Below are 17,410 nucleotides of genomic sequence, written 5' to 3' on the forward strand. Positions count from 1 at the left end.
GATGAAATTGGGGAATTGTTCGTCGTATTCAATTTCCCAATTGATATTGCGCTATATGTTTTGAAGGCATGTCTATGTTTGAAATTCGTTCTGCTACGCCTGCTGATGTGCCCGCAATCTTTTCTCTCATTCAAGCCTTGGCAGAATACGAGAAATTGTCTCATCAAGTTACAGGCTCGATCGACAATCTTCATTCCCATCTCTTTGGCGAAAAGCCTTATGTTGAAGCGATCGTGGCAGTTGTTGAAAATAAACCGATCGGTTTCGCACTATTTCTACACAACTATTCAACATTTCTCACAAAGCCCGGAATCTACCTCGAAGATCTCTTTGTTCTACCCGAATATCGAGGACAAGGAATTGGAAAAGCGCTACTCACTCGATTGGCTGGGATCGCCGTAGAGCGGGACTGCGGGCGATTAGAGTGGAGCGTTTTAGATTGGAATGAAAGCGCGATCGGCTTCTATCAACGCATGGGTGCAAGTGTTCTTCCTGACTGGCGAATCTGTCGCGTTACCGGAGAAGCCCTTTCTGACCTAGCAGCACGCCCAGCCTAAATATGGCAAAATTTTCAGTAGGGTTTTGGAGGAAAGGATCATGACCATTTGGGTAAACGAACAAGTTGATCCGTCTGGGCTAATGTATGCCTGTATTGCTTGCTGTGATGAAACTCAAGCGCAAGAATGTCACGAATCCTTTGAAGCTAATCTGACCGAAAAACAGAAACAAGAAGGTTGGGTGGCTCGGATGCGTCGAGTGGCTTCCTGGGACGAGGTTCCAGTCAATTCGCTCAAACTCGACTAACATTCTTTGAATCATGCTATAGGCTAGAACAAAGCGTGATTCAGAGCATTTATGTACGTTTTAATCGGGGGCGCAGGTCTCATTGGATTGAGTTTGTCTCAGCGTCTCATTGAATTGGGACACACCGTGGCGATGATTGATGTTGATCCTGCCGCGTGTCGATATGCACGAGAACAATTAGGCGTGATCGCATTCGAGGGCAGTGCCGTGAGTACTGAGGTGCTGATCGAAGCTGGGATTCGGAAGGCGGATGCGATCGCCGCAGTCCTTCGCGATGATGCCTTGAATTTGGCAATGGTGACGCTAGCAAAACATTACGGTGTCCCAAATATTTTGGTGAGAATGCGGCACAAAGATTTTGCAGCACCTTATCGATTTGCAGGCGCGACTCATGTGATTAATGCGATCGAGCTTGCCGTTTCAACAATGGTGAATGTGATCGAATACCCGGAAGTCGAATCGATGATGCACTTCGAGCAGGGTCAGATCGAGGTGTTCAAACTTTCTATTGCGCCGAGTTGTAGTGTGGTGGGTCGGAGTGTGGCAGAAGTCGCTCAAGATCCAAGATTTCCACAAGGCTCATTGATTATCGGGTATCAGCCTCATGCACACATGGATCTTGAGATTCCAAACGGCAGCACAATTCTGGAGCCAGATTCGACAGTGCTAATCGTGACGAAGCCAGGATTTATGCACCAGGTGATTGATTTTATACAAAAGTGTGTTTAACTTTGCTTGATACAGGAGCAAAACAATGGAATTGACGCTTCCTCTGACACTGGATCTCAAGCACGTTCATCTTACCGATGAGCAATTTTATCAACTCTGTCTCAGTAATCCTGAATGGAACATTGAGCGGAATGCAAAAGGAGTTTTGATTGTTATGTCTCCGGTTGGTGGAGAAAGTGGTAACAGAGAAGCAAATTACATTATTGATTTAGGAATTTGGAATCGTCAAACTCAGCTTGGAGAGGTTTTTAGCTCTTCAACGATCTTCAAACTTCCAGGAGGAGGCGATCGTTCTCCAGATGCGGCTTGGGTCGAACGATCGCGCTGGGAAGCTCTCACGCCAGAACAACGTAGGAAATTTCCTCCGATCGCGCCTGATTTTGTAATCGAACTGCGTTCTGCAACTGATAGATTGCTGATGCTACAAGAAAAGATGCAGGAATATCTAGATAGCGGAGTTCGTTTAGGTTGGCTCTTCAATCCTCAAGATCAACAAGTCGAAATCTATCGGCAGGGACAGGATAAAGAAGTTCGATCGCTGCCGACAGTTTTGTTAGGAGAAACGGTTTTACCTGGATTTGAGTTGAATGTCGATCGATTCCTTGAGGACTAGAGCGTGTTTTAAAAGCTCCTCACTCCGTTGCTCGTCCGCCCCAGAATAGAATTCGGGGCTAACAGAACGAAGTCCACTGAAGGGGACTAGAAGCCAAACCTAACCGATAGAGTCAGTTTCAACTGACTTCGCACCGTTAGTCCCGACTTCCAGTCCGGGACGGGTTTGAACGAAGCGAAGGGTTTTAAAACACGCCCTAGATCCAGCGACCGACCACGACTCGAACCGTTCCATCTCCTAAAACTTCTTCAGCCTCGATCGTATATCCCTGTTCTGCTGAAGTCTTCTGTAACTGTTTGTGAGCATATTTCTGCTGGATCTCGTTCACAAACTGAGTTTGATTGATTCGTGCTCCCCAAAAATCAGCAATCAAAACATACTGATCATCGCCTTCGCGTCGAAACCCAAGATCGTAACCATTCGATCGACGAATCACATACTCTGCTTCCGTTTTATCGCCTTGATAGCCTCGTACCAGCGCATGTTGCTCCACTTTGTAACCGAGTTCGCGTAAGGTTTCACACAGCACTTCGCCATCTCTGATCTGAACTTTGATTGTTGTAAAGTGTGACATTGGATTTACCTCTAAAAATCAATTCCACGCTGACGAGTAATGGCGCGTAACTCCTCGATCAACTGTACATCCTGAGACGCTGGACGCGCCCCGGAATTTGCCGCCCACTGTTTTAAGCCCTCAATTTGCTCTCGTGCGATCGCAGCTAAAGGAACGGTTTCTTCGATCGCTTGCACGATGTCCTCAGTTGTAAAGTCCCGACGATTGCCTAGACTTCCCTGACTAAAGGCGCGTTGCATTCCATCAACGATCGTTTGTTCGATTTCTGCACCACTGAATTGCTGGGTTTGACGGGCAAGTAGAGCCAGATCGAATTCGCGCAGTCGGCTAGGTCGTAACCGCTGGAGATGCACTCTAAAGATTTCACGTCGTTCTGGTTCCGTCGGTAAGTTTAGAAAGAAAATTTCATCGAACCGACCTTTGCGTAGAAGTTCAGCGGGCAGAATTTGAACATTGTTGGCGGTAGCAACGATGAACACTGGGCTGGTCTTTTCCTGCATCCAAGTGATTAAACTTCCAAATACGCGGCGGCTGGTTCCAGAATCTCCATCCATGCCTGCATTAATGTTGCCAAAGGCTTTATCAATTTCGTCCATCCAGAGAACGCAAGGTGCGATCGCTTCGACAATTCGGATCATTTGTCGGACTCGACTTTCACTTTCTCCGACCAGTCCCCCGAACAATCGACCCGCATCTAGTCGTAATAATGGTAAACGCCATTCGTGCGCGATCGTCTTCGCGGAAAGTGATTTCCCAGTTCCTTGAATTCCTGCAAGTAGAACGCCTTTCGGGTTCGGAATGCCATAGCGCCTTGCTTCTTCGGTAAAGCTATCTTGGCGCATTTGCACCCATTTTTTCAGATTGTCCAATCCACCTACGCTTTTGAGTGATTCTTGTGTGGTGAAAAATTCGAGAATTCCAGTTTGGCGAATCGCTTGCCGTTTAGCTTCGAGAACACTATCGATATCTTGTTCGCTGATGTGTTGTTTTGCTGCGATCGCTTTTGCTAATACTCGCTGAATTCGCGCCCGACTCAATCCCTGACAGGCTTTTACTAACTGTTCTTTACCGAGTTGGGATAGCTTCAATTTCTCAGGCACAACAATCTGTGAGACTAAAGTATCAATCTCTTGTGTGTCTGGTAGTGGAAAATCAATTACAGTCATTTCTTCGATAAATTCTTGCGGAACATCGAGAGAATGACTGGTCAGAATTAATGTCTTTCGGCTGCGCTTTAAATCACGAGCAAGGTTTTTAATTTCACGAATAATTGGAACATTACTGGCTTGTAGCGGAAACTTCAGAACGGGATGAAGATCGTGCAGCACATACACAGTAGATTTGTCGTTTGAAGCTTTGGCAATTCTTCCAAGAGCCGCGATCGCGCTTCCTTTGTCGGCTCCAGTATCGTCCCATCCGCGTACAATGTCCCATTTTCTAAGTTCACGAGTCGAGCGATCGCAAACTTCGCTTAGAACTTCCCCGATCGGTTCTTCCTCGACTCCGACGAGATAGATCAATGGATACCGAGCGCGTAACATTAGATCAAGCTGCTCGACAATTTCTTGGTGAGAGTGGGACAGATTAAAAGTCATGTGCGCTATTGTGACAGAAACTTCTGGAATTGCGCGAACTCTTTATAGTTCAAATATACCATAATCAGCAAATATGACCGATTCCCCGAAAGAATTTGATGCTGTCTTAGGCAATTCTCCCCGTCCAATGATGGGAAGTGTCGTCTTGGGCGGAATTGACGGGATTCGGCAGCGATTAAAGAGCGATCGAGTCGATCAACGAATTGCAGCATTGCACCAGGTTCAACATACACCAGCAGGGTTAGATTTGTTAGTGCAAGCTTTGAATGATTCTGCGATCGCAGTTCAAAAAGTTGCTTACAAGTTATTACAGCCTTACCCTGAGTTACTAGCGAACTATCCGCACTATCGATTATTTGAATGTTTAGCAGCATTGAAAGGACATAATACAGGCATTACTGCGATCGCGGTTGCAACTCAGCATTTAAGATATGTCGATCGTCAAGTTGCGATTAGTGCGAGTCGAGATGGACTAATTCAAGTATGGGATGTTGCGGCTGAAGAACCAATTTTTACGATTCCTGCTTATACATTCGTCTACACAGTTTCGATTGATCCCGAAGCTAATATTTTCACGATTCAAGCTGCAAGACGGCAGATCAAATCTTGGAGCTTGAAGAATGGGCAAGAGATTGATCCAACTGAGAGTAAACTGAGACAGATTGCATCGGTGACGCGAAATGACGATCGCTATTTGATCAGTGGCAGTCAGAGAACAGTCAAAATTTGGGATCTACAAGCAGGACGAGAGGTTTGCTTACTACAGGGACATCAAAGTCTAGTGACTGCGGTTGCAGTGAATGAAGATCAGTCTTTGATTGTGAGCGGAAGTGAAGATCGAACCGTTCGGATCTGGGGAGTTCCGGATTAGCTTTGAGAAACTGCGATCGCATGAATTCTTCGATGTCGATCGACTAAAATTCGAGGCTTGAGGAAGATTCGGATCAACAGCCAAAGCGATCGTAGTTCTCCAGGCGTAGAACGGCTTTTCCACTGTCCCGGACGGCAGAATAGGAGTTCAACTAAACATCGATGTTGCTTTAAGATTAATGGCTCGAAAGTAATCAGAAACTTGAGTGAATCTCGATCGATTAATGTTGCAGTTCCTTTGATTTTCAATCGCTCTTCCATTAGTTCAATTTCAACTTGTTGAGCATCCAGAAAAGCATTTTGAGTGATAACAACCTCTGCTCCTGCTTCTGAAAGTGCGATCGTTGATCCCCAATATTCTTGCTGATTGACTGTCAAACGAACCGTTCGATGAAGCTGAAACCACTCATACTGCGAAGGGCGAGGTGCATCAATTAGAACTAACAATGCAATTCCTAACATAACGAGATTGTAGCCCGCCCAGAACAATCCTAAACCATAGCCCTTGAATTGTTCGATCGTGTGCGGGTGTGTGCTTGCATCCGCCATCCCAGTCATTGTGTACACGCCCAAACTCATCCATAAACTCAGTGCGCTAATGCAGAACAATACAATCAGCGGAATTGCTAACTGCCAATTAAACACAAAGCGATCGCTCTTTTTGCCCTTTGGTGTAACTTTGAATCCTTTAGAAAACGGCTTGAGTAATGTTTGTATCACCGTGACTGCTAGAGGAAAACAAAGAACCAGTGAGTAGAGATCCGCTAATAGTGCAGAACGCGATCGGTGATTGAGCCAGCTTGCAGTTGTAATCTGAGCAACATAGTACGGAACAAAGTAGAACAGTGTCTCTTCCATATTTGCTCTTACTGGAATTACGTGCAGAAAGGCATAAGCTGGAGGAACTAGCAGAAAGCCCAGTCGTGAAAGGCTTGTGAACCAGTGTAATAGTCCTTCTAGGTGAGCAAGTCGCTGAATCGGGCGTAAACCAGAAATTGTTAATGGATTGGCTTGAATAAAGAACGCTTGCAATGTTCCTTGTGCCCATCGTATTCGCTGAAGGGCTTGTGAAGCAATGTTTTCAGCCGCTAATCCTGCACTAAGTTTTTCATTGAGATAGACCAATTCATACCCACTTGCAGCTAATCGAATTCCGGTAAAGTAATCTTCGCTCAAGGATTCTGTGAAGAAGTTTCCGGTTGCTTGTAAGCTCGATCGACGAACCACAAAGGATGTTCCAGAACAAACAACTCCACCCGCTGCATCTCGAATCGGTTGAATCTGACGATAGAACACTTCTTCTTCAGGCGTAAGTACATCTTCTAAGCCTAAGTTGTAAGAAATCGGATCAGGATTGTAAAAAGTTTGCGGGGTTTGAACTAATGCGACATTTGGATTCTGGAAAAAGCCAACAGTACGAATCAGAAAGTTCTTAGTTGGAATGAAATCAGCATCAAACACAACTATCAATTCACCGTTCGTCTGAGTTAAAGCATTGTTCAAATTACCCGCTTTCGCGTGTCGATTATCAGAGCGCGTGATGTAGTTGCATCCAAGTTCTGCTGCTAGTTCTTTCACCTGCGATCGACAAGTATCATCCAAGAGATAAACCCGCTTATTCGGATAGTGCAATGCTTGGCATCCGATGATCGTTCTTCTGAGAATAAAAGTCGGCTCATTGTAAGTTGGAATCAGAATATCAATCGAAGGTGTAAACGTTCCATTGATCACAGCAATCGATCGCTGATCTGCTTCAGAACGTCGATCGCGCACTCGCAATAGTAGAACAAGCTGAATCAAGCTCGAAACTAACATCAGCAACTCTAGCGCGAACAATCCTAAGCTAAATACACCATTGAGCGGACTACTGAGATTCAAAGTTGTTAGCGATCGCCAAACTAGATATCTCAGTAGCAGAACTAAAAGCGTTCCGACCACGACTATCCGCGACCAAGCTTGAGGACGAGGAGAAACTTTCGTAATCAGAACAATACTCAGCAACAGCAGAACTGTCCAAAACAGGAAATAGTTACCGAGTTGCATTGGGGCATCAATCCACATCGGTGGATTTTCCTGCAATCGATTCAATCGCTCAAAAATTCGACTAATCGTTCCCTGACCCGCGAACCAGGCAAGCACGATCGCGCCCGACAACATCACAACGCTCAAGAGCATCAATGTCGCGGCAGGCGGAGAAGGCAAGCGTCCACGGGGAAAACTCGGCTTTGGTGAGGTCATATCTGAATCCGAACTTCATCTTTCGTAATTGAACCAGAATCAGATTAAATTCTAATGACAATCCCATGTTTGAATCGTGCGATCGATACAATGCTTCTGGATGCGCTAAACTTGCTTCTACGAATTAGGGAAATGCGATCGTGGCTCAAGTCGTTCTCGAAAACGTCTACAAGTCCTATCAAAAGGGCGATCAGACCGAAAATTCTGCTGTACTTCGATCGATCAATCTCCTGATCGAAGACGGTGAATTTATGGTGTTAGTCGGTCCCTCTGGTTGCGGAAAAAGTACGCTGCTGAGGCTAATTGCTGGACTCGAAGAACTAACCGCTGGAAATGTTCGAGTCAGCGATCACGTTGTGAACGATCTTCCGCCAAAAGAACGCGACATCGCAATGGTGTTTCAGAACTATGCACTCTATCCACACATGAGTGTGTACGATAATTTGGCGTTTGGACTGCGCCGCACTAAGCTCGATGGACAGAACGCAAAGTGGTCTGAAAATATCGCAGTTGGCGTAACCCGAAATTTGCCCAGTGGAATGAGATTCGTCAGCGATCGAGAAAAAGCCGTTCAAGAACGAGTCAGACTGGTTGCTCGAATGCTTCAAATTGAGCCATTGTTACACCGACTCCCGAAACAGCTTTCTGGTGGACAAAAGCAACGAGTTGCACTCGGTCGCGCAATGGCACGAAATCCGCAAGTCTTTTTGATGGATGAACCCCTGTCGAACTTAGATGCAAAACTCAGAGCCGAAACACGAGCGCAAATCGTCAAACTTCAGCGACAGCTAGGAACGACCACGATTTATGTGACGCACGATCAAACTGAAGCGATGACAATGGGCGATCGCATTGCGGTGATGAATGCTGGACAAATTCAACAGCTTGCCACACCTTTAGAACTCTATACTCGTCCCGCGAATCGGTTTGTGGCTGAGTTCATCGGTTCCCCTCCCATGAACTTTCTCCCCGTCCAAGTTCGTGCCCCGCTCACTCTGCATCACGCCCTATTTCAACTCACACTGCCTGAACAATGGCGATCGACGCTGAACCGCTATAACGGCGAAATGGTGACACTTGGAATTCGTCCTGAGCATCTAATATTGGGTGACTCTAGCCCACAATCGCTTTTAGTCGCTGTTGATTTGATCGAAGCTTTGGGACATGAAACGGTTCTCTCTGTGCGTTTAGCGGACAATTCCGACACAATGCAAGTCCGAATCGAACCCGATCGAACAGTAAAACTTGGTGAAGCATTGCGACTTGATTTCCCCACAGATAAAATTCATTTATTCGATGCAAAAACTGGATCGGCGATCGTTCCCAATCTCTACTAAGCTTTACTTCTCAATAAACGCGCCTTTTTGGGAACTCTTAAAACCAACGTGTTTCACATCAGGGTCTCAGGATGATTGGCGCAATTGAGCAGACGGAGTTAGAGCTTTGGCAAGTTCTCGATCGAGTCGCAGTTCCGATTTTTATCACCGATCGACAACATCGCATCGTCTTCGCAAATCGCGCGCTCTGTCAGCGATCGCACTATAGTCTCTCAGAATTTCTCGAAAACGTCGATCGTATTTTTTCGTCAGAACTAAGAGACAGCGAAAAAATCTTCCAGAGCGGAATCCAGACGATCCAATCAGGCTATCTCTATGATGCAACTGGCATCGCTCAAGAGATCTCGCTGGTAAAAGCAATTACTTATAGTGCAGCGAGAACGCCGTACATTGTGGCGACGATCGATGATTTGCTCAATCAACCCAAAGCACAAGCGACCCAACTAGAACAAGAGATCCAGGAACGCAAAGCAGCAGAAGCAGCATTAGTACGATCGCAGCAACGTTTGACGCTGTTAATTCAACAATCTCCATTCATGTTCGTGGAGTGGAGTGCTGACTATAAGATTCAGACTTGGAACGCAACTGCTCAAAGAGTATTTGGATATCGTCGCTCAGAAGCAGTCGGTCGATCGCTCGATGAAATCTTGCCAGAACTCGCACGAGAGGAAGTGCTTGATCAAATCGCGCCGCTGCTCACTCAATCAGGGGTGACACAGCAAATTCAAAATCACTGCACTCAAAGCGGACAAGCGATCGTTTGTGAATGGTATCACTATCCCTTGTTAGCACCGAATGGCAGTGTGATGAGCATTGTTTCGATGGGAATTGATATTACCGATCGCGTTCAAATTGAGACCGAGCGACGACAAGCAGAAATGGCGCGGTTAGAGTCAGAAAAACGATTGTCTTTGCTGATTCAACACGCTCCTCTTGCGATCGTCGAATGGACACCTGAGATGATCGTCAAAGAGTGGAATCCAGCGGCTGAGAGAATGTTTGGATCTTCACGGACTGAAGCGATCGGGCAACATTGCGATCGCTGGATTCCAGAAGAGACTCGACCCGAAATCAATCAAGTTGCCGCTAAATTAGTCGATCGTAAAGGTGGAACTCACAATATTAATGACAACCTAAGAAGTGATGGAAAAGTTATCACTTGCGAATGGCATAATAATCAGATTCTAGATACGAATGGCAATGTGATCGGCATTGTTTCGATGGTGACAGAGATTACGGATCGCATTCGACTCGAAGCTGAACGAGAACAAACTGCGATCGCGCTCAAACAATCTGAATCACAATTACGCCAACAAGCTCAAGAACTCAAAACCGCATTCAAACAACTTCAAAAGACCCAAACTCAATTAATTCAAACCGAAAAGATGTCTAGCTTAGGGCAATTAGTTGCGGGAATTGCTCATGAGATCAATAATCCGGTGAGTTTTATCTATGGCAATGTTGAGCCTGCAAAACAATACGTTGAAGACCTTCTACACATCATTCATCTGTACCAAACCGATCACCCAATCCCTAGCGATCGAATTGCAGAAGAAATTGAAGACGCTGATTTAGAGTTCCTGCGACATGACTTGTTCAAGCTGCTTGACTCGATGGGAACTGGAGCAGAACGAATTCGCGATATTGTGCGATCGCTTAGAACTTTCTCTCGTCACGATGAAGCTGATCTAAAAGCCGTTGATTTGTACGAAGGGATCGACAGCACTTTAATGTTATTGCAGCATTTATTGAAATCGAATCGTGCTTCTGGCAATCCGATCCTTCGTCCCACCATTCAAGTCGTGAAGCACTATACAACCCTGCCAAAAGTACAATGCTTTGCCGGACTCTTGAATCAAGTCTTTATCAACATTTTCTCGAATGCGATCGAGGCAATTCACGATCGTTGGCAAGCCGAAGAAATGGATTTCACGCCAACGATAGAAATTCAAACTTCACTCTTTCAAGAAACAGAATCTTCTGAATGGGTTCGCATCTCGATTTCTGATAATGGCATTGGAATGACTGCGGCAACTCATCGCCGTTTATTCGATCCCTTCTTCACCACAAAGCCGATCGGTCAAGGATCAGGACTGGGTTTATCTGTCAGTTACCAAATTGTCACTGAGCAACATGGCGGGCGATTAAAGTGTGAGCGAACTTCAAAACGAGGTGCCACTTTTGTGATTGAAATTCCAGTGAAACAATTGCTGTGGAGTTGAGCGATCTGATCCTGTAAACTGAGCTACGCTGCGATTCAATTGTTTAGATCCATGCGTCAAATCAGATCTTGGAAAACGTTCACGATATTTACAATTTTGGGAGTTGTGCTCAGTTGGCTTGTCAGTTGTGGGAGCGGAACTCCGACCGGACAACAGGTAGCCAGCGGTGAGCTTGATTTTTGGACAATGCAACTCAGTCCACAATTTGATGACTATTTCAAATCCTTGTTTGCCAAATTCGAGCAGGAAAATCCAGGAGTAAAAATTCGCTGGACAGATGTGCCTTGGGCAGAAATGGAGCGCAAGATTTTAACCTCGGTTGCTGCAAAAACCGCTCCCGATGTCGTAAACCTCAATCCTGGTTTTGCTTCTCAACTGGCAGAACGCGGAGTCTGGATGAATTTGGATGAGAAAATCCCTGCCGATGTCAAACAGCAGTACTTTCCAGGAATTTGGCAAGCAAGTATACTAAACGGCAAAACGTTCGGTGTGCCTTGGTATCTCACCACACGAGTCGCAATTTACAACACTGATTTGATGAAGAAAGCGGGCATTGCGAAACCTCCTGCTACTTACGCGGAACTTGCTCAAGCCGCCAAGCAAATTAAAGACAAAACCGGAAAGTATGCCTTCTTTGCCACAGTCGTTCCGAATGATTCAGGCGAAGTGATGGAATCCTTTGTCCAAATGGGCGTTCAGCTTGTTGATTCTCAAGGAAAAGCTGCCTTTAATTCGCCTCAAGGAAAAGCTGCCTTCCAGTATTGGGTGGATATGTACAAAAATGGCTTGATGCCAAAAGAGGTTTTAACCGAAGGACACCGACACGCGATCGACCTTTACCAACAAGGCAATACCGCAATCCTGGCATCGGGAGCCGAATTCCTGAAGTCGATCGCTAAAAATGCGCCCTCGATCGCCAAATCCTCTCAATCTGCCCCTCAAATCACAGGCGATACAGGCAAAAAGAACGTTGCTGTCATGAATGTGGCAATTCCAAAAGATACGGATCAACCGGATGCAGCGGTGAAATTTGCGCTATTCCTGACTAATAACGAGAATCAGCTTGCCTTTGCCAAAGCCGCGAATGTTCTACCTTCAACAATCCAAGCTGCGAAGGATGCGTATTTCACGACTGCGCCAGCGGATGCAAGCTCGATCGACAAAGCCCGAATCGTTAGTGCAGGACAACTTCAACGAGCAGAAGTTTTGATTCCAGTCATCAAAAACATCAAGTCCTTGCAGCAAACGATCTACGAGAATCTCCAAGCCGCCATGCTCGGACAAAAAACGGTCGATCAAGCTCTCTCTGATGCCGCTCAAACCTGGAACAGTCAATCTTAAAAGTCCCTAACCCGCGCAGGCGGGTTTCGTTTGTTTAGCCGCGAATTCTATTCGCTAAGCTTCCAAAGTTTCTTATGGGTTGCGTTTCCAAAATTCCCAATCGGCTCCCAAAATCTTCCACTGGGCTTGCGAAACTTCAAGTCGGTCTTCGAGAGTCCTAATCGGCTTCCTTCCGAAATTTCCAAACAGCCCAGTCGATCGAATTTCTTCTAAGCGATCGGGACCCAACTCCGAACCCGCAACTGCTGACAAGGAATCGTGTCCATCAAAATCGCGCTCGCCATCGCTCCCGTGTGAATCTCCAAATGAGCTTCCTGGGGCGCTTCAAACATTAAACGCTCCCCCGGAAAAACTACCCGCTCAAAATACCAGTTCGGAACATCAATAATTCGAGCGATCTGAATATGCCGCGTCGAATTCGTGTAGCAGCAGAGATTTGCGAGACTCACCTGAGACGAATGAGAATTCATTTTTCAAACCAAAAATTAAACTTCGGCGATCGTAACAGCGATCCCAAACTCTGAAGCTCTACCTTTTAGCAGATCCCAAAGTTCCCGGAAAAACTCAATTCATGCGCTGTCGCACTCAGAGAAATCGCTTAAACTCCTTACACGTCTTCGTTTAGAGCGATTTTAACCCGGATGCTTTATATAAAGCTTTTATGAATTGCCCCTGAGAAAGCGTAAGGATTGTGTTTGAATCTAAGGGTTGAGGTTGTTCCCATGTTCATCTCAGTGCAATCTGGAAACAGATTAAGAAAGATTAGTATTCAAACGGTTGACTTTCTCAGGGTTTTTCTCTATGCAAAGTCAGAACTGCAACTCTAAAGTCTTCTACCAAGATTTAGATTTACAGTTCCAATCCGCACGAATCGGTCTATATCAGGCGATATCACTTGGAATATTGGTTTCAGTCACCGCATCTGCCTGTTCACGCCAATATTCTTGAATCATGACTTCGAGTTCCGACCGCTGAACTTCTGTCCCGATCGTCGCATTCCCCGGCGTTTCAAAAAAAATCGTACTGTACTCTTTGTCCATTGCCAGCATTTGAAACAGGATATGTGTCACCGGAACAGGTAAAGCAATCAAATTCGGATCAGCCAAATTATAAGGACTAGAACTCACGTCCTTGAGGCTGGGAAAGGCATAAATTACGTTTTTCTCAGGTTCGTTCTGGGCACGATGACCGAGAGTCAGCATCACCCAATTTTGGTCGAGCGTCTGCACCACATAATATTGAAGATGTCGTAACCGTTGTGCGATCGCGCCCAACACTGGAGCGATAGATTTAATTAACTGAGGGGTTGATCCGTCCTGGGGAGCTTCATCGATAAGCGTTTGAAGCTGTTGATCTAAGTTCATAAACCGTGCCATCCGCAAATAATCAGGGATTTCTACCACTATTGTGATCTAGGCATCACAAAAAAGTTCCATCAAACCAATGAGAGTAAGCCATTGATTTGCACGACACTAGAAACTGTGGGGGAAATCTGCCAGAGCGTGGACGCGATTTTTCAGCTTCTGTTGAATGAACTGAAACAAGCCACCACTGCCTCTGAGCGAAACTGCCGGGAAGTCGCCGATCGACTGACCCAGGAAGTTGTCCGAATCTGTTCAGAAAGCAAACGGATTCAAGCATCCGGAGAAATTCAAACGTGGGCAACCACACTCGCAAAACACCGTCTCCAACAATGTTTGGCATATTATCGCCTCGGTTCACGTCGGGGTCGCGCCGAACTACATAGTAATTTGAGCGCGGTGATTTACCGTTACATCACGCCACCGCAAACTCAATCCAGTTATCAAGCCCGGTTAGTTCTCATTGAGGATTTCTTACAAGGCTTCTATATGGAAGCGCTGAATGCGTTTCGTCGGGAGTCACAACTAGGCGCGACTTACACGCCTCGATCGACCTTAGAACTTTCCGAATATATGGCGTTCACCGAGCGCTACGGAAAACGGCGAATTCCGCTTCCCGGACATCGCAATCAGCAATTGATCATTCTTCGAGCGCAAACCTTCTCTCAACAGCAACCGATCGAAACTTTGGTCGATCTGGAGCAAGCCGCTGAGGGTTCGATGTCCGAATCTGAGAATCCTTGGAGCATGGCATCGATCCAGCAGGTTCGCGAACAGATGGTTGCTCAAGAGCCAGAATTGGCAGAAGACACCCTGCGCCAATCGGTGATCAAGGAACTCGTCGCCTACCTTGAAGAACGCAAGCAAACCGACTGTATTGATTACTTCACCCTGCGGCTTCAGGATCTTCCAGCCAACGAAATCGAAGCGATCTTGGGCTTAACCCCTCGTCAACGGGATTACTTACAGCAGCGATTCAAATATCATTTGATTCGATTCTCGTTCTCGCACCATTGGGAACTCGTCCACCAATGGCTAGAGGCAGACTTGGAGCGCAATCTCGGACTCTCGAATCGCCAGTGGCAAACGTTACATCAACGTGCCACCGCCGCTCAAGCAAAACTCTTGGATCTGAAGCAACAAAAGTTACCGGAAAGCACAATCGCACAACGATTAGGTTGCACCGTGAATCAAGTTCAGAAACAATGGTTTAAACTCCTTGAGCAAGCTTGGGAAATTCGTAATGACCAAGATTCCGGAGGAACCCCGTCGGCTGATGAATAGGGTGTTATCACAATGGATCACAACTTAGAAAAGAGAACACAAGTTCTATTAAAACTGTTACAAAATCTTGGTCTTATCGATCAACCAGATCTCAAGACAGATTTGCTACAGCCGCCCCTAATTCGTGATCCAATCAGTGACTCCGTTCGCGGGGACAGTTCCTTCCCGCAACGCTCCTCACACGAGGATTCATCACACCAACTGGGAGAGATACCTGCTGTGCAAGATCGTTTTCATGCGCTGCTAAAGCATCGTCTTCTACAGGAGGCTCAGAAAAATCCCCCTCTTTTTCCCTGGGAGAAAGAATCGGTGGATTATGATGCTGAGCCATCCCGTTCCGAAGCTCAACCTGCTTTAGTCGCTGCATCTGTTTGGTTACAACAAATTCGTCGAATGAATTTACCGATTCCTATGCCCGAAGCGGTGATGACCGAACTTCTGGCGCAGTGCCAATCGGTATTATTCTCCTCGCTCCGAGAAGGAGCAAAATTGGTTCGGGCAGTCGATACGCTGTTTCCGGGTCAAACTCAACTGCTGAACAATGTTGCGGGATATGTGATGGTGTCACCGGCTCGGTCTAAGGTTGCCAAGCTGCAAGACCTCGCGATCGAAATCGGCGAAGAACTTCCCCAGTCCTACGAAGGCGCGATCGAGACGCAACAAATGGCGTTATCGCTCTTAGCAGCGCGGGAAATTCTCAGCACGTTGATGCTAACGGTTTCGACAAATCAGCCGCAATTGGAGCGCGAATGGCTCACTGAGTTAGGCGCGTTTACGTTGAAGATTGGGTATGAATCCGAGCGGTTATCGATCGAAGCGATGCTCCCTTGTGGTGGCAGTTTGTCGTTTCAGGGTGATGAATCTCGTGCCTTGGTCGATCGCAATGATGCGGGTCGATTGAGCCTGGAGATTCGGGAATTCGATCTCGATCGAGTCTACCCGTTAGAGATTCGCTTGGGTGAGCAGGATTTGCTCACATTTGCGATCGGCGTTCAGAAATAGAAATTAAGGTTGAGGTTTAAGGGTGAAGGCGAACTGCTTTCACCCTTCATTTTTTGGCTTACAAGGCTTCAATCCTAACGGTTCCACCCTCAATATTATCAACCTGCAATCGATATCCCTAAAGCATTGCCATTCCAAGGATGGGTTCTGTCTCTGATTCAGCAATGTCAATCTCACGATACTGCCCATCCCAAATCACAGTCCCCGTGTAGAAGTCAAATAGAGTTTGACTCCCATCCGCCAAAGTTGCAGTATTAAAAGTCGTCCAACGTAGTCCAAGGCGAACAATTACTTCAGATGGCAAAGACAAAAATCATCAAATCCTGTATCAATGACTGTATCGATAACTTGCCTCTGTCCTGTAGAGTTGCCAACCACAAGGGGAAGTATTGCTTCACGTCGCAAATTCACAACTCCGTACATCATTGATTCTGCTTCAGACTCCGCGCTCCAAAATGATAAACAGCGCTGTGTCCGATCCGGATCGTCCAAGGTTGAGCATCGGGATTGCGCTCAAACAGTCGATTAGCAGCAGGTACAATATTTTCATCGACCTCAAAATTTCCGGTTTCGATATCGATCGCGACAATTTTGCCCTCATTTCCCGCTTCGACCTGTTGCCGAATGCCTGATTCGTAGAGTTCTTGCCCACGTCGAGCAAATTCTTCTTTGCTGTAGCGCCGTTGGCGTACCGCCATAGGTTTAATCCCGTTGTGATTTGTGCTGTTTTTATTTTAGCTTCGAGAGCTAATCGTAAATTGCCAGAGTCAAAGCCTGTATTGTCGTCGTCCCTTGCTATTACAACTCAATTCCATCGACGATACATCCCTGACTCTTTCACCACTCAATATCTATCCCGATCGCACCTGTCAAACTAGCTCCAGTTAAGTTAGCGGATTCTAGTCCGATTTCTTCTATGAAAGCTCCACGCAAGTCAACATAACTGAGGTTGGCTCCAGTCATCAGCGTTTGTCCTAAACCTGCACCTCGAAGAGAGGCACGACTGAGATTGGCTTCGGTAAAATCAGCTTCAGCTAGTTCAGCCCCTCGTAAATTACTACCGCTCAGATTTGCCCGACGGAAGGAAGCCTGAAGATCGGCTCCTTTTAACCAAGAATTACTCAAGTTAACGCCACTCCAATCACCTTCTAGGTTTGCTCCACAAAGGTTAACTCCAGTCAAATTGATTTCGGGGAGAGTGTAAGCATATACTTGAACTCCAGCGAAAATTCGTTCGCCTTGAAGATAGCGATTAACAAGCTCATCGATAGATAGAGGAATATATCTTGACATCGTTCGATCGAACACATTGGGCTTTAAGTAACGTACCCCTAATCCGTTGTTTGGATCTAAATCCACGTTACTAATCTCGATCGACTTCCCGCAACGCCTCAAGATAGTCGATAATTCTCCCTACCTAAGCAATATCGACATCGTACA

The 17,410-nt window shown here is 46.2% G+C and carries 19 protein-coding genes; 10 read left to right on the plus strand and 9 right to left on the minus strand.

Annotated elements, in window-relative coordinates:
• Positions 1-74 precede the first annotated feature (74 nt).
• From ACQ4M5_RS17310 to ACQ4M5_RS17325, 4 genes are read left to right on the plus strand one after another with little or no spacing between them, the layout of a single operon-like run.
• Positions 75-557: an N-acetyltransferase family protein gene (locus ACQ4M5_RS17310; RefSeq protein ID WP_430676897.1), complete on the plus strand. Its 483-nt coding sequence runs from the start codon at positions 75-77 to the stop codon at positions 555-557.
• Between the two features lie 40 nt (positions 558-597).
• On the plus strand, positions 598-804 hold the full coding sequence (locus tag ACQ4M5_RS17315) for a glycogen debranching protein (protein WP_430676899.1): 207 nt from the start codon (positions 598-600) through the stop codon (positions 802-804).
• 51 nt (positions 805-855) lie between these two features.
• On the plus strand, positions 856-1,533 hold the full coding sequence (locus ACQ4M5_RS17320) for a potassium channel family protein (protein ID WP_430676900.1): 678 nt from the start codon (positions 856-858) through the stop codon (positions 1,531-1,533).
• A gap of 25 nt (positions 1,534-1,558) precedes the next feature.
• Positions 1,559-2,146 (plus strand): Uma2 family endonuclease, encoded by a 588-nt coding sequence (locus tag ACQ4M5_RS17325; protein ID WP_430676901.1) that lies wholly within the window; start codon positions 1,559-1,561, stop codon positions 2,144-2,146.
• 196 nt (positions 2,147-2,342) lie between these two features.
• Here the strand turns inward: ACQ4M5_RS17325 and ACQ4M5_RS17330 are convergent, their stop codons facing one another.
• Positions 2,343-2,720 (minus strand): DUF1257 domain-containing protein, encoded by a 378-nt coding sequence (locus ACQ4M5_RS17330; RefSeq protein ID WP_430676902.1) that lies wholly within the window; start codon positions 2,718-2,720, stop codon positions 2,343-2,345.
• Between the two features lie 11 nt (positions 2,721-2,731).
• A complete protein-coding gene (locus ACQ4M5_RS17335) occupies positions 2,732-4,315 on the minus strand; it encodes an AAA family ATPase (protein WP_430676903.1) in 1,584 nt (527 codons plus the stop codon).
• A 73-nt stretch (positions 4,316-4,388) separates the two neighbouring features.
• Here ACQ4M5_RS17335 and ACQ4M5_RS17340 point away from each other — a divergent pair, with 73 nt between their 5' ends.
• On the plus strand, positions 4,389-5,186 hold the full coding sequence (locus ACQ4M5_RS17340; RefSeq protein WP_430676904.1) for a hypothetical protein: 798 nt from the start codon (positions 4,389-4,391) through the stop codon (positions 5,184-5,186).
• On the opposite strand, the gene ACQ4M5_RS17345 is transcribed toward ACQ4M5_RS17340, so the two are convergent.
• On the minus strand, positions 5,183-7,423 hold the full coding sequence (locus tag ACQ4M5_RS17345) for a glycosyltransferase (RefSeq protein WP_430676905.1): 2,241 nt from the start codon (positions 7,421-7,423) through the stop codon (positions 5,183-5,185). The two genes, ACQ4M5_RS17340 and ACQ4M5_RS17345, sit on opposite strands and share 4 nt — an antisense overlap.
• Positions 7,424-7,563: 140 nt before the next feature.
• On the opposite strand from ACQ4M5_RS17345, the gene ACQ4M5_RS17350 reads away from it, so the two are divergent.
• From ACQ4M5_RS17350 to ACQ4M5_RS17360, 3 genes are all read left to right on the plus strand, one after another.
• Positions 7,564-8,760, plus strand: a complete 1,197-nt coding sequence (locus tag ACQ4M5_RS17350) for an ABC transporter ATP-binding protein (protein WP_430676906.1) — start codon at positions 7,564-7,566, stop codon at positions 8,758-8,760.
• 71 nt (positions 8,761-8,831) lie between these two features.
• Positions 8,832-10,982, plus strand: a complete 2,151-nt coding sequence (locus ACQ4M5_RS17355) for a PAS domain S-box protein (RefSeq protein ID WP_430676907.1) — start codon at positions 8,832-8,834, stop codon at positions 10,980-10,982.
• Between the two features lie 51 nt (positions 10,983-11,033).
• The gene (locus tag ACQ4M5_RS17360) at positions 11,034-12,323 is read left to right on the plus strand and encodes an ABC transporter substrate-binding protein (protein WP_430676908.1); all 1,290 of its coding nucleotides are present in this window, start codon (positions 11,034-11,036) and stop codon (positions 12,321-12,323) included.
• Positions 12,324-12,395: 72 nt separating this feature from the next.
• On the opposite strand, the gene ACQ4M5_RS17365 is transcribed toward ACQ4M5_RS17360, so the two are convergent.
• From ACQ4M5_RS17365 to ACQ4M5_RS17375, 3 genes are all read right to left on the minus strand, one after another.
• A complete protein-coding gene (locus ACQ4M5_RS17365; protein WP_430676994.1) occupies positions 12,396-12,575 on the minus strand; it encodes a hypothetical protein in 180 nt (59 codons plus the stop codon).
• The gene (locus tag ACQ4M5_RS17370) at positions 12,533-12,793 is read right to left on the minus strand and encodes a DUF1830 domain-containing protein (protein WP_430676909.1); all 261 of its coding nucleotides are present in this window, start codon (positions 12,791-12,793) and stop codon (positions 12,533-12,535) included. The genes ACQ4M5_RS17365 and ACQ4M5_RS17370 overlap by 43 nt, the downstream gene beginning before the upstream one ends.
• Positions 12,794-13,204: 411 nt before the next feature.
• The gene (locus ACQ4M5_RS17375; RefSeq protein ID WP_430676910.1) at positions 13,205-13,687 is read right to left on the minus strand and encodes a hypothetical protein; all 483 of its coding nucleotides are present in this window, start codon (positions 13,685-13,687) and stop codon (positions 13,205-13,207) included.
• Between the two features lie 93 nt (positions 13,688-13,780).
• Between ACQ4M5_RS17375 and hetZ the strand changes: the two genes are divergently transcribed.
• Both hetZ and ACQ4M5_RS17385 read left to right on the plus strand, forming a co-directional pair.
• Positions 13,781-14,968, plus strand: a complete 1,188-nt coding sequence (hetZ, locus tag ACQ4M5_RS17380) for a heterocyst differentiation protein HetZ (RefSeq protein ID WP_430676911.1) — start codon at positions 13,781-13,783, stop codon at positions 14,966-14,968.
• Between the two features lie 219 nt (positions 14,969-15,187).
• Positions 15,188-15,970 carry a hypothetical protein gene (locus tag ACQ4M5_RS17385; RefSeq protein ID WP_430676912.1) on the plus strand — a complete coding sequence of 261 codons (783 nt, stop codon included), beginning with the start codon at positions 15,188-15,190 and terminating at the stop codon, positions 15,968-15,970.
• Positions 15,971-16,088: 118 nt separating this feature from the next.
• On the opposite strand, the gene ACQ4M5_RS17390 is transcribed toward ACQ4M5_RS17385, so the two are convergent.
• The 3 genes from ACQ4M5_RS17390 to ACQ4M5_RS17400 all read right to left on the minus strand — a co-directional run bounded on the left by ACQ4M5_RS17390 (position 16,089) and on the right by ACQ4M5_RS17400 (position 17,329).
• On the minus strand, positions 16,089-16,280 hold the full coding sequence (locus tag ACQ4M5_RS17390) for a hypothetical protein (RefSeq protein ID WP_430676913.1): 192 nt from the start codon (positions 16,278-16,280) through the stop codon (positions 16,089-16,091).
• A 112-nt stretch (positions 16,281-16,392) separates the two neighbouring features.
• A complete protein-coding gene (locus ACQ4M5_RS17395) occupies positions 16,393-16,668 on the minus strand; it encodes a hypothetical protein (protein WP_430676914.1) in 276 nt (91 codons plus the stop codon).
• A 139-nt stretch (positions 16,669-16,807) separates the two neighbouring features.
• A complete protein-coding gene (locus tag ACQ4M5_RS17400; RefSeq protein ID WP_430676916.1) occupies positions 16,808-17,329 on the minus strand; it encodes a pentapeptide repeat-containing protein in 522 nt (173 codons plus the stop codon).
• Between the last annotated feature and the right edge of the window lie 81 nt (positions 17,330-17,410).

This window comes from Leptolyngbya sp. AN10, from assembly GCF_050565645.1.
In the GTDB taxonomy this organism is placed as follows: Bacteria; Cyanobacteriota; Cyanobacteriia; order Leptolyngbyales; family Leptolyngbyaceae; genus Leptolyngbya.